A 15,195-nucleotide genomic window follows, 5' to 3' on the forward strand; every position below is an offset into this window, starting at 1 on the left:
TCTGCATACACTGGCCGGCCGAAAGACAGTTCGGCCGGACCCGGCAGGAAGCAGAGACGACAGGTGACAGAAGCGATCCTCCTGGTCGGCGGCAAGGGCACGCGGCTGCGCCCGCTCACGGTGCACACACCCAAGCCGATGGTCCCGGCGGCCGGGGTGCCGTTCCTCACGCACCAGCTCGCGCGGGCGCGCGCGGCGGGCGTGGAGCACATCGTCCTCGCCACGTCGTACCTGGCCGAAGTGTTCGAGCCGCACTTCGGTGACGGGTCGGCGCTGGGGCTGCACATCGAGTACGTCACGGAGGAGGAGCCGCTCGGCACGGGCGGCGCCATCCGCAACGTCGCCTCGCGGCTGCACTCGGGGCCGGACGAGCCGGTGCTGGTGTTCAACGGGGACATCCTCACGGGCCTGGACATCCGGGCGCTGGTGCGGACGCACGAGACGTCGGGCGCGGATGTCTCGCTGCACCTGACGCGGGTGACCGACCCGCGTGCGTACGGGCTGGTGCCGACGGACGGGACGGGGCGGGTGCTGGCGTTCCTGGAGAAGCCGCAGACGCCGGAGGAGATCGTCACCGACCAGATCAACGCGGGGGCGTACGTGTTCCGGCGCTCGGTCATCGACACGATCCCCGCGGGGCGGGTGGTGTCGGTCGAGCGGGAGACGTTCCCGGGGCTGCTGGCCGCGGGGGCGCACCTTCAGGGCATGGTCGACTCGACGTACTGGCTGGACCTCGGGACGCCGGCGGCGTTCGTGCGGGGGTCGGCCGATCTGGTGCTCGGCAAGGCGCCGTCGCCTGCCGTGCCGGGGCGGTGCGGGGACCGGCTGGTGCTGCCCACGGCGACGGTGGCGCCGGACGCGAAGCTGGCGGGCGGGACCGTGGTGGGCGAGGGGGCGTTCGTCGCGGAGGGCGCGCGGGTGTTCGGGTCCACGATCCTGCCGGGCGCGGTGATCGAGCCGGGGGCGGTCGTGACGGACTCGCTGATCGGGACGCGGGCGCGGGTGGGGGAACGGTCGGTGCTGACCGGCACGGTCATAGGAGACGGCGCGGTCGTCGGGGCACACAACGAACTGCGGGAGGGCGTGCGGGTGTGGTGCGACGCGCGCATCCCGGCGGGGGCGGTGCGTTTCTCCTCGGACCAGTAGGGGGCTGGGTTCCGCTGGTGGGGGGTGGGGTGTGACGCCTGCGGTGCGGGGTTCTGCCGGTGGGGGTGGGTCCAGCACCTGTGGTGCGGCGTTCCGTGCGGTGGGGGGTGAGGTGTGACGCCTGCGGCGCAAGGCCGCTGCCCGTGGGGGCGGGCGTAGCGCCCACGGGCGGTGAGTGGTGCGGGGCCGCGGCAGGGGCGGTCGTCCTCGGTCCGGCGCGAGAGTGCGTCTCGGTGAGTGAAGGGCGCGGACGCGCCGGCCGCTGCGGGCGCCCGCCCCCGCCCCGTCCCCTCCCCGCCGCGGGCGGCCGCGTCCCGCCCATGGTGGGCGAGCCGCCTCGCCGTACGCGGCTACCGCCCGGCCGTTCGGGGCGCGCCCCCCGCCCACTGCGGGCAGTGGTGCCCCCCAGTGCCTTAAAGACCTGGAAGGTGCCCCCAGGGCGGCACAGATGGGCGCTGGGGGCAGGCACCCCGCCGGCGCCGGGTTGCGCGGACACCCCCCGGCCCGTACCCACGCCGGGTGACGGAGAAGAAGGGGTGCGCAGCACAACGCAGGGTGCCGCAACGCGCGGAGTCTCAGAGGCGGGCGATGTCGCCGTGCGGCATACGGGGCGCCCGCCGCGCAGGCGTCCTCCCGCTCAGCAGGATCAACCGCACCGCACGGTGCCGCTGTCCCGCATAAGGCTCCAGCAACGACAGCATGACGGAGTCGTCCGCATCCCGGTCCCCCGCCAACGCCCACCCCACGATCCCCGGCAGATGCAGATCCCCCGTCGTCACCGAGTCCGCCGCCCCGTGACTCCGCTGCACCGTCTCCGCCGACGTCCACGGACCGATCCCGGACACCAGTTCCAGCCGCGCCCGCGCCTCCTCGGGAGGCATCCCCGCCGCCTCCTCCAGCCGCGCGGCGACCCGCACCGCGCGCAGCACGGTGGACGCCCGCTTGTCGTCGACGCCGGCGCGATGCCACTCCCAGGAGGGGATCAGCGCCCAGGTGCGCGGCGCCGGCATCACCGCCATCCGTTCGGGCGCGGGCCCGGGCGCCGGCATGCCGTACGTGCGGACCAGCAGCCGCCACGCCCGGTACGCCTCCCCGGTCGTGACCTTCTGCTCCAGGATCGACGGGATCAGCGACTCCAGCACCAGCCCGGTGCGCAGCAGCCGCAGTCCCGGCAGGCGGTGACGGGTGAACGCCAGCAGCCGGTGCCGGGGGACGAAGGCGGACGGGTCGTCGGCGGCGCCGAGCAGTTCGGGGAGGCGGTCGAGGAGCCAGTCCGCGCCGGGGCCCCAGGCCTCGCCCCGGACGCCGTCGTCCGACCGGGTCACCCGGAGCGTCCCGGGCCCCACGGGCGTCAGGCTGCACCGCCACGCGGCGCCGTCCGGGGTCGTACGGAACGTGGGGTCGCCGACGCCGCGGCGCAGCGGGCCGAGGACGAGGCCGAGGTCCAGGGGGCCGTCCGGCACGTAGGTCCGTACCCGGGGCGCGTCCGGCGCCTGGCGCGGGACCCGCGCGGGCACGGCGGCCTGCCCGCCGCGCACGCTGGTCCGTGTCGGGCGGGGGGCGAAGCGTCCGGCCACGAGAGTCCCCCGGGGTGAGAGTGAAGGGTTCCTACGAGGGTAGGCCCCCGCTCACCGCACCTCGATGAACCGGGTGGCGTCGCGCTCGGGACGGGGGCGCGGTTCCTCGGCCGGGTGGCCCACCGCGACCGCGCCCATCGGGTCCCAGTCGGCGGGCAGGCCGAGGACCTGGCGGACCACGTCACGGCAGAACATCGTCGACGACACCCACGCCGAGCCGAGCCGCTCGCCCGCGAGGGCCACCAGGAAGTTCTGCACGCCCGCGCCCGCGGCGACGACGAACATCTCCCGCTCCGCGCCGTCCCTGCGGGCGTCGCCGTAGTGGTGCGAGCCGTCCGTCACCAGGCAGGGCACGACCAGGTACGGCGCGTTGCGCAGGACGTCGCCGCGGCGGACGCGCTTGGCGATGGACTCCTCCGACCTGCCGTCCCGGCGCAGGTCCGCGATCCAGGCGTCGCGCATGGCGTCGAGCAGGCGGATGCGGCTCTCGGGGGACTCGAGGAGGACGAAGCGCCAGGGGGTCGTGTGGTGGGGTGCGGGGGCCGTGACGGCGGCGGCCACCGCGCGGCGCACCGCCCCGGGGTCGACCGGCTCGTCGGTGAAGGCCCGTACCGTACGGCGCCGGGTGACCGCCTCGCGCACCGCCTCGGACGTGCCGAGGCGGAACATGTCGTCGCGTGCGTCGCGGACCAGGGCGCGGGCGCCTTCTCCGTCGTCGGACGCCGTCGTGCGGTCCAGCCCGCGGACGACGGCCACCGGGAGGCCCGCGGCCTTGCCCTTGACCAGGTCGCCGGCGGAGGCCAGCTCGTCGGCGGTGGCGACGACCGTGGCGGCGAGCGGGTTGCCGTGCGCGTCGGTGCCGCCGCGCAGGTCGTCCAGCACGCGCACGCCCGCCGCGCCGATCGCCACGTCGGTCAGGCCCGTCCGCCAGGGGCGGCCGAAGGTGTCGGTGACGATCACGCCGACCTCGACGCCGAGCGCGTCGCGGATGCCGTCCCGGATCGTGCGGGCGGAGGCGTCCGGGTCCTCGGGCAGCAGGAGGACCGTGCCGGGGGCCGTGTTGGAGGCGTCGACCCCGGCGGCGGCCATGACCAGGCCCTGCCGGTTCTCGACGATGCGCAGGGGGCCGCGCCGGGCCACCACCCGTACGGTCTCCGCGTCGATCGCGGCCTCCCGGTCGGCGGCCTCGACGATCCGGCCCTCCGCCTTGGAGACGATCTTCGAGGTGACCAGCAGGACGTCGCCGTCGGCGAGGTCGGGTGCGGTGGCCGCGATCAGCTTGGCCAGGTCGTCGCCGGGGCGGACCTCGGGCAGGCCGGGGACGGCCCAGACCCGGTAGGACGGGTGCGCCTCGCTCATGCCGTACGGACCTCCTCGGCCAGGGCCAGCGCCTCCCGGGCCATCCCGGCGGCCGCGTCCACGTCGGTCATCATCAGCGGCACGGCCCGGCAGCGGACGCCCGCCGCCTCGACCCGCTCCACGCAGGCCGCGTCCACGGTGTCGACCAGCCAGCCGTCGAGCAGCCCGGAGCCGTAGTGCTCGGCGACCGCGGCCGCCGTGGACTCCACGCCGACGGCGGCGAGCACCTTGTCGGCCATGCCGCGCACCGGGGCGTCCCCGACGATCGGTGACAGGCCGACCACCGGCACGCCCGCGTCGGCGATGGCCTCGCGGATGCCCGGCACCGCGAGGATGGTGCCGACGGACACCACGGGGTTGGACGGCGGGAACAGGATGACGTCGGCCTCGCCGATCGCCTCCAGGACGCCGGGGGCGGGCTTGGCCTGCTCCGCGCCGACCGGCACGACCGCCTGCGCGGGCACCGAGGCCCGCAGCCGCACCCAGTACTCCTGGAAGTGGATCGCCTTGCGCTCGCCGTCCAGTTCGACCGCCACGTGCGTCTCCACGCGGTCGTCGGTCATGGGGATGAGGCGCACGCCGGGCTTCCAGCGGTCGCACAGCGCCTCGGTGACCGCGCTGAGCGGAAAACCGGCGCCGAGCATCTGGGTGCGCACGATGTGCGTCGCGAAGTCGCGGTCGCCGAGCCCGAACCACTCCGGGCCGACGCCGTAGGCCGCGAGCTCCTCCTTGAGGTGGAAGGTCTCGTCGCTCCGCCCCCAGCCCCGCTCCTCGTCGATGCCGCCGCCGAGCGTGTACATCACCGTGTCGAGGTCCGGGCAGACCTTCAGCCCGAAGAGGTGGATGTCGTCCCCGGTGTTGCCGATGACCGTGATGTCCGCGTCCGGCACGGCCCGCTTCAGACCGCGCAGGAACCGGGCACCGCCGATGCCGCCTGCCAGAACCACAATGCGCATGGGGCCATCCTCGCAGGCCGCCACGACATCGCGTCAGCCAGTCACCGGAGCGGCGCCGGGCGCGCCTCGCAGTGCGGGGCGGCGGCCGGGCGGAGCCGGGACGCGGGGCGCATCGGCATCTCGGTCAGGCCCGGGTGGTAGATGTGCAGGCTGACCGCGGGTTCCAGGGTGTCGTTGACGACGTCGTGCGTGTAGCCGGGCGCGAAGACCCTTCCCCACTCCCGGCTCCTCCCCCGCTCGAGCGGGGGGACCCCCACGGCGCCGGCGGTCAGCACGCGCGTGCCGTGGTCGGTGTGCTCGGTCAGCGCGCCGTCCAGGACGGTGAACATGCCGGAGGAGCGGCCGTGGTCGTGCGGTCCGCTGCCCTGGCCGGGCACCCAGGACAGCAGCCACACCTCGTAGCCGGGTCCGGTGCGCAGCCGGTGGTACCAGCGGCTGGCGGCGTCGTAGCGCACGAGGGGTTCCCACTGGGCGCGGTCGGCGGCGATGGAGCGGGCCAGGCCGGCGAACTCGGCCACCGTGGAGGGGTGTTCACGCTCGGGCTGGAGCAGGTGCGGGACTTCGAGGAGGTCGCCGGCGATCTGGAGGTCGCTGTCGCTGTTCATGGGTACGGAGGTCCTCGGCGCGGAGAGGGAGGGACGGTGGGGATGTCGCGCCGCGTGGGCCCGGGTCGCGGGCGGGCGGCGGGGGGGAGCCCGGGTGAGGGCGGGTTCAGCGGGGGGAGGCCGGGTCCTGGAGGGACGCGGCGGAGGCCGGAGCATGGTGGCTCAACAGCAGGTACAGCGACAGCTGCAGCGAACGTGGGCAGCACCGGGGAACCCGGCGGAGCGGGTCGAGGTGAGTGCCGGATTCGCGAGCATGCCCACAAGAAGAGCGGTTCACACCTCTGAAGTCAACTCGACGCCCGGTATGTGGGACCCGGTTCACCTCATCCGGTGCATCTGGCAGGTGAAAGGTTTGCTCAGCCGGTTCCCGGGACACAAGGTGCGCACGACCGGGCGCCCCGTGCGCCGTTGCGATCCCGTGATCCGACTGTGATCCGGTTCGCCGCGGCAGGGGTGTCGGAACGAGATCGATCCTGCGGGCGTCCTCCCTCGTGAGGCACTGTGCGGGGCCGGACGCCCTCGCGGGTCCCGCACCTGTGTCAAGGTTTAGGGTGATTTGAACACTTTCCGCTCGGCCTTGGTTCCGCAGAGTGAATAAGGGGCTCAATAGCAGATCTCGGCTTGACTCGCCCGGAGCAGCACACTTGTAATTTCACTCGTGTCGTTCAGCCGGAATCGGTAACGGCTACATCACGGGGACGCGAAAGACGGACGAGGGGCGTACATGACCGAGCTGGTGCAGCAACTGCTGGTCGACGACGCGGACGAGGAACTCGGCTGGCAGGAGCGCGCGCTGTGCGCCCAGACCGACCCCGAGTCCTTCTTCCCCGAGAAGGGCGGCTCCACCCGGGAGGCCAAGAAGGTCTGCCTCGCCTGCGAGGTCCGCTCCGAGTGCCTCGAGTACGCCCTCGCCCACGACGAGCGCTTCGGCATCTGGGGCGGCCTGTCCGAGCGTGAGCGCCGCCGCCTCAAGAAGGCCGCCGTCTGACGCGCGTCGCCCCGGCGCCGCCCGCCGCACTCCCTGGCAACGCGCGCTTCTTCGTACAAACATCACTTAAGGCCCGTCGCCGGTGGTTGTCCACAGGCGGCGGGCTCCCTTGTCGTGCAGCCGATAGTGTGGTCGCTCGTCCGAGACGCCCCGCCGCCCCCATCGGGCACGGGCGTCCCCACAGTCCACCGAACCGGGGCCCGTACCTCGATGTCCGTGCACAGCCACTCGGCAGCCCGTCAGGATCCCGCTGCCGCACCTGAGTTCCCGCGTCACGTGGTGACCGCGGTCCTCGTCTCCCACGACGGCGCCCGCTGGCTGCCGGACGCGCTCGCCGGCCTGCTCGGCCAGGAGCGCCCCGTCCAGTTCGCCATGGCCGCCGACACCGGCAGCGCGGACGACTCCGCCCGGCTGGTCACCGAGGCCCTCGGTGACGACCGCGTCCTGCACCTCGCCCGGCGCACCGGCTTCGGCCAGGCGGTCGAGGAGTGCCACCGCGGCGCCCCGCACCTCACCCCGGACGACCTGCCCTACCTGAAGCGGCCGAGCGGCTGGGACCCGGTCACCCGAAGCTGGCGGGACGACGCCTACGACCTTCCCGAACTGCCGTACGGCGAGCCGGTCGAGTGGCTGTGGCTGCTGCACGACGACTGCGCCCCCGAGCCCGGCGCGCTGGCCGAGCTGCTGCGCGTCGTGGAGAACGAGCACGAGCTCGGCCGTGAGGACGTCGCCGTCGTCGGCCCCAAGCTCCGCGGCTGGTACGACCGCAAGCAACTGCTGGAGGTCGGCGTCTCCATCGCCAACTCCGGCCGCCGCTGGACCGGCCTGGACCGCCGCGAGCAGGACCAGGGCCAGCACGACCACGTCCGGCCCGTGCTGAGCGTGTCCACCGCGGGCATGCTCGTCCGCCGCGACCTCTTCGAGCAGCTCGGCGGGTTCGACCGGCATCTGCCCCTCATGCGCGACGACGTCGACCTGTGCTGGCGGCTCAACGCGGCCGGCTACCGGGTCCTCGTCGCGCCCGAGGCGGTCGTCCGGCACGCCGAGGCGGCCTCCCGCGAGCGCCGCACCGTCGACTGCGTGGGCCGCACCGCCGCCTCCCCGCACAAGGTGGACAAGGCCGGCGCCGTCCACACCCTCCTCGTCAACACCCGCACCGCAGCCCTGCCCTGGGTGCTCCTGCGGGTCGTCCTCGGCACGCTGCTGCGCACCTTCGCCTACCTGGTCGGCAAGGCCCCCGGACAGGCCGTCGACGAGATCCGCGGTCTCATGGGCGTCCTGCTGCGCCCCGAGCGCATCCTCGCCGGACGCCGCGACCGCGGCAGTCCCCAGGTCGACAAGGGCGAGCTGCGGCCGCTGTTCCCGCCGCCCGGTGCGACCGTCCGCGTCACCGTGGAGCAGGTCGCGGGCAACCTCGTCGGCCGCTCCGACCCCGAGGCCGTCTCCGGTGCCGGACGGCACGGCAGCGCCCTGGAGTCCGGACCCGGCGGCGACGACGCCGACTTCATCGAGGTCGAGCAGTTCGCCCGCCTCAAGCGCATCGCCCGCCGTCCGGGACCGGTGCTCTTCCTGATGCTGCTGCTGGTCTCGCTGGTGGCGTGCCGTCAGCTCCTCGGCGGCGGCGCACTGGCCGGGGGCGCCCTGCTGCCCGCGCCCGCCGCCGCGGGCGACCTGTGGGCCCGCTACACCGACGCCTGGCACGCGGTCGGCGCCGGCGGCACCGGCACCGCACCGCCCTACCTGGCGATCGTCGCGGCGCTCGCGACCCTGCTGCTCGGCTCCACCGGCCTCGCCGTCACCGTCCTGCTGGTCTGCTCGGTGCCGCTGGCCGGCTTCACCGCGTACTTCGCCTCCCGCCCGCTGGTCGAGTCCCGGCTGCTGCGCGCGTGGGCGGCCGTCGCCTACGCCCTGCTGCCCGCCGTCACCGGCGCCCTGGCCTCGGGCCGTATCGGCACGGCCGTGCTCGCCGTGCTGCTGCCCCTTCTCGCCCGCGCCGGCATCGCCGCGAGCGGCCTCACCGCCCCGGACGGCCGCGGCAGCTGGCGCGCCACCTGGGCGTACGCGCTGCTGCTCACCGTCACCACCGCCTTCACCCCGATCGTGTGGCCGATGGCGCTGGTCCTCGGCGTCGGCGTGCTGGCCCTGCGCCGGTCCGACCTCACGGCGTACGGCCCGCGCTTCCTGGCGCAGCTCGGCAGCCCGCTGCTGGTGCTCGCCCCCTGGTCGCTGTCCCTGCTGCCGTCCGGCTTCTTCCAGGAGGCCGGACTGCCGTACGGACCGTCGGCCGCCTCCGCGCTCGACCTGCTCGGCGCGAGCCCCGGCGGTCCCGGCACGACCGGAGGGCTGCTGCTGATCGGCCTGGTCCTCGCCGCGCTGGCCGCCCTGCTGCGCGCCGAGCGCCGCACGGCCATCCTCACCGCGTGGACGGCCGCCCTGGTGGGCCTGGTCTTCGCGGTCCTCTCCAACAGCTCCGCCTGGGCGGGACCCGCCACCCTCGTCTACGGCATCGCCCTCCTGGCCGCCGGCACGCTGGGCGCCGACGGGGCCCGCTCGCGGGTCGCCGAGCAGAGCTTCGGCTGGCGCCAGCCGGTCGCCGTGCTGATCGCCCTCGCCTGCGCCGTCGGCCCGCTGGTCCTCGCCGCCAACTGGATGATCCGCGGCGCCGGCGGACCCGTCGAGCGGCGCGACCCGGTGCAGGTGCCGGCGTTCGTCGCCGAGGAGAGCGCCACCCGCGACCAGGCCCGCACCCTGGTCCTCGACACCGACTCCGCCGACCGCGTCGACTACGTCCTGGTGCGCGGATCCGGGGCCCGCATGGGCGACGCGGAGATCGCCGCCCAGGACGGCGAGAACGAGCTGCTCGACCAGGTCGTCGCCAACCTCGTCGCCGGCTCCGGCGCCGACCAGGCCGATCAGCTCGGCGGCTTCGCCGTCCGCTACGTCCTGGTGCACCAGGGCGCCCCGCGCGAGGTCACCCGGGTGCTGGACGCCACGCCCGGCCTGAGCCGGCTCAGCCAGCAGGCGGGCGGCGCGCTGTGGCGGGTGGACCGCCAGGTCGCCCGCGCCACCGTCGTGCCCGCCGAGGGCAAGGGCGGCGAGCCGGAGCCCGTGGCCGCGGGACCGGTCGAGATCCACACCGAGATCGAGGACGGCGCGGAGGGCCGCGTCCTGCGCCTGGCCGACTCCGCCGCGGAGGGCTGGAGAGCCACCCTCGACGGCAAGCCGCTCACCCCCACCACGGTCGACGGCTGGGCCCAGGGCTTCGAACTGCCCGCGTCCGGCGGCGCCCTGGACGTCACCTACGACAAGCCGTTCACCCACACCCTGTGGATGTGGGCGCAGGGCCTGCTCGCCGTGGTCCTGGTCGTCATGGCGCTGCCCGGCCGCCGCCGCGACGTCGACGACGACCTGCCGGAGGAGGCGCCCGTCCCGGCCGAGGCGGAGGCCGGCGAGGGCCGCCGCGCCCGCCGGCTGCGCGCCCAGGCCGAGGCGGAGGCCGCCGCGGCGGCCGCCCACGCCCCGGACGGCGGCGACCCGGACGGCACGGACGCGGCCGGTGCGGACGCGGAGGCCGACGCGCCCGCCCCGCCGGAGCACCCCCCGGCGCCCGTCCCGCACCAGGCCGGCCACGGCGACTGGGACCAGGGGCAGTACCGGGACACCGGCTACGACGAGAACGCCTACGCGGCCGCCCCGTACCAGCAGTACCCGGCCGACGGCTACGGCGGCCGGCAGTACCCGGCGGGCGGCTACCCGCCGCAGGACGGCGCGTACGACCCGTACGGCTACGGCGCCCCGCAGCAGGGTTACGACCAGACGTACCCCCAGGGCTACGACCAGACGACCTACACGCAGGGCTACGACACTCCGTACGACCCCCACGGCACGGGCAACGAGCGTCCCGACGGGAGCCAGCAGTGAACCGCACCACCCTGTCCCTGATCGCGGGCGCCACCGCGCTCGCCGCCGTCACCGGTTTCGCCGCGGTCTCGACGCCGGACACCGGGCCCGCCGAGCAGCGGACCGGGGCGGCCACCCTCCCCGTGGAGCGCACCGGGCTGCTGTGCCCGCAGCCCAGCGCCTCCGACCTGGCCGAGACGACGTACACCTCGTTCACCCCCGTCACGGAGGGCGCGGACGACAAGGGCACGGCCGTGCTCCGGGCGGCCGCGCGGCAGTCGGCCCCGGACGAGGACGACAACGGCGAGGACGAGAAGGCCGCCGAGGACGGCGAGTCCGGCGAGTCCGGCGACAAGGAAGAGAAGGACGAGAAGGGCGCGGAGAAGGACAGCGGGGCCGGCAAGCCCGTCCTCCAGCTCCGGGAGCCCGGCAGGCCGGTGGCCGCCGAGGCCGACGGGGCCGGCGCCCCCGCCCTCGTCGGCATCGCCGAGGGCCGCTTCGCGTCCGGCTGGACCGCGCAGCAGACCACCGAGGTCACCGCGGGGACCGGCCGCGGGCTCCAGGGCGTCGCCTGCTCCACCGCCGACACGCAGTTCTGGTTCCCCGGCGCCAGCACCGACGACAGCCGCACCGACTACCTCCACCTGACCAACCCGGACGACGCCGCGGCCGTGGTGGACATCGAGCTCTACGGCAAGGACGGCGAGCTCGAGACCACCGTGGGGGAGGGCATCACGGTCAAGCCGCGCTCCGCCGAGCCGGTGCTGCTGTCCACGCTCACCGCGGAGAAGCAGACCGACGTCACCGTGCACGTGGTGGTGCGCAGCGGCAGGGTCGGCGCGGCCGTGCAGGCGCTGGACGACGAGCTGGGCGGCGACTGGCTGTCCGCGTCGGCCGACCCGTCGGGCAGCCTGGTCCTGCCCGGCATCCCGAAGGACGCCACCGCCGTCCGCCTGGTCGCGTTCACGCCCGGGGACGCCGACGTCGACCTGAAGGTGCAGCTGGCCTCCCCGTCCGGCCTGATCACCCCGGCCGGCAACGAGACGCTGCACGTCAAGGGCGGCATGACCGCGGCCTTCGACCTGGGCGACCTCACGCGCGGCGAGGCGGGCTCCCTGGTGCTGACCGCGCCGGACCGCTCCGTGCCGGTGGTGGCGGCCGTGCGGGTGCTGCGCGGCAAGGAGGGCAAGCAGGAGTCGGCGTTCATCCCGGCGGCCCGGCCGGTGGAGACGCGCGCGACGGTGCTGGACAACACCGCCGAGGGCACCACCCTCTCGGTGACCGCGCCCGAGGGCGACGCCGAGATCCGGGTGACGGCGTCGGCGGGCACCAAGGGCGGCACGCCCCGGACGAAGACGTACAGCATCAAGCGGGGGACGACGCAGGACGTCGATGCGCCCGTGCCGACGGGTCTGAAGGGCAGTTACGCGCTGACGGTCGAGCTGCGGACGGGCGGCCCCGTCCACGCCTCGCGCACCCTTGCCGCGACGGAGGGCGGCGTGCCGTTCTTCACGGTCCAGCCGCTCCCGGACGACCGGGGCATGGTGGCGGTGCCGGACGTCGGCGAGGACCTGTCGGTCCTGCAGCGGTAGCCGTACGACCCCCGGTGCCTCAGTCCTCGCCGTACCGGGGGTCGACCGTCTCCGGCGTCAGTCCCAGCAGGTCGGCGACCTGTTCGACCACGACCTCGTGGACCAGCGCCGCGCGCTCGTCGCGGCCCTTGGAGCGGATCTCGACCGGGCGCCGGTAGATCACCACGCGCGCGGGGCGTCCGTCGCGTGCCGTCACCGTCCCGCCCAGCGGGACCGTCTCGTCCCAGCCGGATCCCGCCGCGCCGTCCAGCCGGGGGACGTCCTGCACCAGGAAATCGATGTCGGCGAGCTGCGGCCAGCGCCGCTCCAGCCGCTCCACCGAGTCCTGCACCAGATCCGCGAACGTCTCCGCGCGGCTGGCGGCCAGCGGCACCTGGGGTGGTGCGATCGGGCCGCGCATGCCCCGGCCGTGGCGGTCACGGTGGCGGGGCCCGGGGCCTGCGGAGCGAGGGGTCACGGGGCTGTCCATCACTGCGAAGGGTAGTCGTCGTGCCGTCGCGCCGCCGTACGCCCACGCGGCTTCCGGCCGACCCGCACGTCATGTCACAACCTGACCATTCCAGCCAAGGTTGGACTCGATTCTGCATCTCTCCCGGACCGATGTGCTCAAGGCATTTGACGGTGTTTATGCCGACTGGTGACCGGAGCCAGAACCGGCCGAAAGCCGCCGGTCGGGCGTCCCGCCTGGTCACAGAGGTGTGTTTCCTGGGGTATGTGGGGCGTTTCACACCCCGACACGGGGGAGTGACCTGGTGGAGAGTCGTCGCGGCCCGCTCAAGAGTGCGGTACCGTCCAACGTCGTGAGCCCTGTACGTCGCTGTTCGCGCACCGCCTGCGGCCGTCCCGCCGTCGCGACGCTCACGTACGTCTACGCCGACTCGACCGCGGTCCTCGGCCCGCTCGCCACCTACGCCGAACCCCACTGCTACGACCTGTGCGCCGAGCACTCCGAACGCCTCACCGCGCCGCGCGGCTGGGAGGTCGTCCGCCTGCTCGACGGATCCGCCCCGGCGCAGCCCAGCGGGGACGACCTGGAAGCGCTCGCCAACGCCGTGCGTGAGGCGGCCCGCCCCCAGGAGCGGGCGGCCGGAGCCGGCGGCGGCGCGCGCGGCGCCGACCCGATGGAGGTCGCCCGCCGCGGGCACCTGCGGGTTCTGCGCTCCCCGGACAACTGAGGCCGCTCACTCCGGCCGTCCCCTCACATCCCCTCACCGCGCGCCCCTCGACGCCCTCCAGGTCACCGCCGCCCAGCAGTCCGGCCCGCTCGCCGCCGCCGACGGCTCCGACGGCGTGCTCGGCAAGACGACCCCGCCGCGGAACCCCGCCATCGCCTGCGCGGCCGCCGGACTCGCGGGCCGCGCGGGCGGCCTGCCGCGCAAGGCGCCGCCCTGGAGCCTCGGCCTGCCGCTCGTGACGCGCCTCCTCGTGGTGGGGCAGAGCACGGCGGTGCTCGCCCGGCCGCAGCCCTGACCGGGCAGGACCGGGCAGGACCGGCCGCGCTCCGCCCGGCCGCCCCACCGGAGCGCCGCCCCCTGCGGGTAGTTTGTGGTGACCGACAGGACTTCCGGAAGGGCTGGCCGTGGCTGCTGATCTCTCGCAGATCGTGAAGGCGTACGACGTGCGCGGGGTCGTCCCCGACCAGTGGGACGAGTCGCTCGCCGAGCTCTTCGGCGCCGCCTTCGTCCGGGTGACCGCCGCGACCGCCGTCGTCACCGGCCACGACATGCGCCCCTCGTCGCCCGGCCTGTCCGCCGCCTTCGCCCGCGGCGCGGCCGGCCAAGGGGCCGACGTCACCGAGATCGGCCTGTGCTCCACCGACCAGCTCTACTACGCCTCGGGCGCGCTGGACCTGCCGGGCGCGATGTTCACCGCCTCGCACAACCCGGCGCGGTACAACGGCATCAAGCTGTGCCGGGCGGGCGCCGCCCCCGTCGGCCAGGACACCGGCCTCGCCGACATCCGCGCCCTCGTCGAGGAGTGGAGCGCCACGGGCGCCCCGGAACCGGCCGCCGCCCCCGGCACCGTCACCCGCCGCGACACCCTCGACGACTACGCGGCCCACCTGCGCTCGCTCGTCGACCTCACCGGCATCCGCCCGCTGAAGGCGGTCGTCGACGCGGGCAACGGCATGGGCGGCCATACCGTCCCGACCGTCCTCGCCGGGTTGCCGCTCACCCTCGTCCCCCTGTACTTCGAGCTCGACGGCACCTTCCCCAACCACGAGGCCAACCCGCTCGACCCGGCCAACCTCGTCGACCTGCGGAAGCGGGTCCGCGAGGAGGGCGCCGACCTCGGCCTCGCCTTCGACGGCGACGCCGACCGCTGCTTCGTCGTCGACGAGCGCGGCGAACCGGTCTCCCCCTCCGCCGTCACGGCCCTGGTCGCCTCCCGCGAACTCGCCCGCAACGGCGGCAAGGGCACCGTCATCCACAACCTGATCACCTCCCGCTCGGTGCCCGAGGTCGTCCGGGAGAACGGCGGCACCCCCGAGCGCACCCGCGTGGGCCACTCCTTCATCAAGGCGGAGATGGCCAGGACCGGCGCCATCTTCGGCGGCGAGCACTCCGCCCACTACTACTTCCGCGACTTCTGGAACGCCGACACCGGCATGCTGGCCGCCCTGCACGTCCTCGCCGCGCTCGGCGAACAGCAGGGCACGCTGTCCGCGCTGGTGGCCCAGTACGACCGCTACGCCGGCTCCGGCGAGATCAACTCCACCGTCGACGACCAGGCCGCCCGCCTCGCCGCGGTCCGGGCCGCCTACGAGGGCCGCGACGGCGTCACCCTCGACGACCTGGACGGCCTCACCGTCTCCGGCGCCGACTGGTGGTTCAACGTCCGCCCCAGCAACACCGAACCGCTGCTGCGGCTGAACGCCGAGGCCCGCGACGAGGCCACGATGATCCGGATCCGCGACGAGGCCCTCGCCCTGATCAGGGCGTAGCCGAGCGAGCCGCGACGACCGGGGCGGCGGGGGCGGGGGGGGGGGCCCCCGCCCCCCCCCCCCCCCCCCCCCCCCGGGGCCCCCGCCCCCCCCAACACCCCCCCACGGGGCCCCCAAGCGCACGGAGA

The 15,195-nt window shown here is 74.9% G+C and carries 12 protein-coding genes; 7 read left to right on the forward strand and 5 right to left on the reverse strand.

Features of this window, described 5'->3' with window-relative positions; translation table 11 throughout:
- The first annotated feature begins 63 nt into the window (after positions 1–63).
- Complete coding sequence (locus tag ACIQ8B_RS09910; protein WP_106413914.1) at positions 64–1,146, forward strand: NDP-sugar synthase; 1,083 nt, start codon at positions 64–66, stop codon at positions 1,144–1,146.
- Positions 1,147–1,721: 575 nt separating this feature from the next.
- Here the strand turns inward: ACIQ8B_RS09910 and ACIQ8B_RS09915 are convergent.
- From ACIQ8B_RS09915 to ACIQ8B_RS09930, 4 genes are read right to left on the reverse strand one after another with little or no spacing between them, the layout of a single operon-like run.
- Positions 1,722–2,723 carry a DNA-3-methyladenine glycosylase family protein gene (locus tag ACIQ8B_RS09915; protein WP_403546377.1) on the reverse strand — a complete coding sequence of 334 codons (1,002 nt, stop codon included), beginning with the start codon at positions 2,721–2,723 and terminating at the stop codon, positions 1,722–1,724.
- A gap of 51 nt (positions 2,724–2,774) precedes the next feature.
- The gene (locus ACIQ8B_RS09920) at positions 2,775–4,082 is read right to left on the reverse strand and encodes a coenzyme F420-0:L-glutamate ligase (protein ID WP_403546378.1); all 1,308 of its coding nucleotides are present in this window, start codon (positions 4,080–4,082) and stop codon (positions 2,775–2,777) included.
- Entirely contained in the window at positions 4,079–5,038 is a 960-nt protein-coding gene (gene cofD, locus ACIQ8B_RS09925; protein WP_403546379.1) for a 2-phospho-L-lactate transferase, read from the reverse strand. Before cofD ends, ACIQ8B_RS09920 begins: the two co-directional genes overlap by 4 nt.
- 41 nt (positions 5,039–5,079) lie before the next feature.
- Positions 5,080–5,643, reverse strand: coding sequence for a cysteine dioxygenase family protein (locus ACIQ8B_RS09930; protein WP_290000907.1), 564 nt, complete (start codon positions 5,641–5,643; stop codon positions 5,080–5,082).
- Positions 5,644–6,367: 724 nt separating this feature from the next.
- Here ACIQ8B_RS09930 and ACIQ8B_RS09935 point away from each other — a divergent pair.
- The 3 genes from ACIQ8B_RS09935 to ACIQ8B_RS09945 all read left to right on the forward strand — a co-directional run bounded on the left by ACIQ8B_RS09935 (position 6,368) and on the right by ACIQ8B_RS09945 (position 12,123).
- A complete protein-coding gene (locus ACIQ8B_RS09935; RefSeq protein WP_006134669.1) occupies positions 6,368–6,631 on the forward strand; it encodes a WhiB family transcriptional regulator in 264 nt (87 codons plus the stop codon).
- A gap of 210 nt (positions 6,632–6,841) precedes the next feature.
- The gene (locus tag ACIQ8B_RS09940; RefSeq protein WP_403546380.1) at positions 6,842–10,552 is read left to right on the forward strand and encodes a glycosyltransferase; all 3,711 of its coding nucleotides are present in this window, start codon (positions 6,842–6,844) and stop codon (positions 10,550–10,552) included.
- Entirely contained in the window at positions 10,549–12,123 is a 1,575-nt protein-coding gene (locus ACIQ8B_RS09945; RefSeq protein ID WP_403546381.1) for a DUF5719 family protein, read from the forward strand. The genes ACIQ8B_RS09940 and ACIQ8B_RS09945 overlap by 4 nt, the downstream gene beginning before the upstream one ends.
- Positions 12,124–12,142: 19 nt before the next feature.
- On the opposite strand, the gene ACIQ8B_RS09950 is transcribed toward ACIQ8B_RS09945, so the two are convergent.
- Positions 12,143–12,523, reverse strand: coding sequence for a metallopeptidase family protein (locus ACIQ8B_RS09950; RefSeq protein ID WP_006134665.1), 381 nt, complete (start codon positions 12,521–12,523; stop codon positions 12,143–12,145).
- 352 nt (positions 12,524–12,875) lie between these two features.
- On the opposite strand from ACIQ8B_RS09950, the gene ACIQ8B_RS09955 reads away from it, so the two are divergent.
- The 3 genes from ACIQ8B_RS09955 to ACIQ8B_RS09965 all read left to right on the forward strand — a co-directional run bounded on the left by ACIQ8B_RS09955 (position 12,876) and on the right by ACIQ8B_RS09965 (position 15,067).
- Entirely contained in the window at positions 12,876–13,298 is a 423-nt protein-coding gene (locus tag ACIQ8B_RS09955) for a DUF3499 domain-containing protein (RefSeq protein WP_006134663.1), read from the forward strand.
- 115 nt (positions 13,299–13,413) lie between these two features.
- Positions 13,414–13,593 carry a hypothetical protein gene (locus tag ACIQ8B_RS09960; protein WP_403546382.1) on the forward strand — a complete coding sequence of 60 codons (180 nt, stop codon included), beginning with the start codon at positions 13,414–13,416 and terminating at the stop codon, positions 13,591–13,593.
- A 109-nt stretch (positions 13,594–13,702) separates the two neighbouring features.
- Complete coding sequence (locus ACIQ8B_RS09965; RefSeq protein ID WP_290000878.1) at positions 13,703–15,067, forward strand: phosphomannomutase/phosphoglucomutase; 1,365 nt, start codon at positions 13,703–13,705, stop codon at positions 15,065–15,067.
- Positions 15,068–15,195 lie beyond the last annotated feature (128 nt).

The organism is Streptomyces sp. NPDC096105, assembly GCF_044763335.1.
Lineage (GTDB): Bacteria > Actinomycetota > Actinomycetes > Streptomycetales > Streptomycetaceae > Streptomyces.

Excerpts from the sequence above, each read along its gene's own strand:
- cofD (WP_403546379.1), bottom strand. The coding sequence starts at position 5,038 with ATGCGCATTGTGGTTCTGGCAGGCGGCATCGGCGGTGCCCGGTTCCTG.
- ACIQ8B_RS09950 (WP_006134665.1), bottom strand. The coding sequence starts at position 12,523 with ATGCGCGGCCCGATCGCACCACCCCAGGTGCCGCTGGCCGCCAGCCGC.
- ACIQ8B_RS09930 (WP_290000907.1), bottom strand. The coding sequence starts at position 5,643 with ATGAACAGCGACAGCGACCTCCAGATCGCCGGCGACCTCCTCGAAGTC.
- ACIQ8B_RS09920 (WP_403546378.1), bottom strand. The coding sequence starts at position 4,082 with ATGAGCGAGGCGCACCCGTCCTACCGGGTCTGGGCCGTCCCCGGCCTG.
- ACIQ8B_RS09935 (WP_006134669.1), top strand. The coding sequence starts at position 6,368 with ATGACCGAGCTGGTGCAGCAACTGCTGGTCGACGACGCGGACGAGGAA.
- ACIQ8B_RS09940 (WP_403546380.1), top strand. The coding sequence starts at position 6,842 with ATGTCCGTGCACAGCCACTCGGCAGCCCGTCAGGATCCCGCTGCCGCA.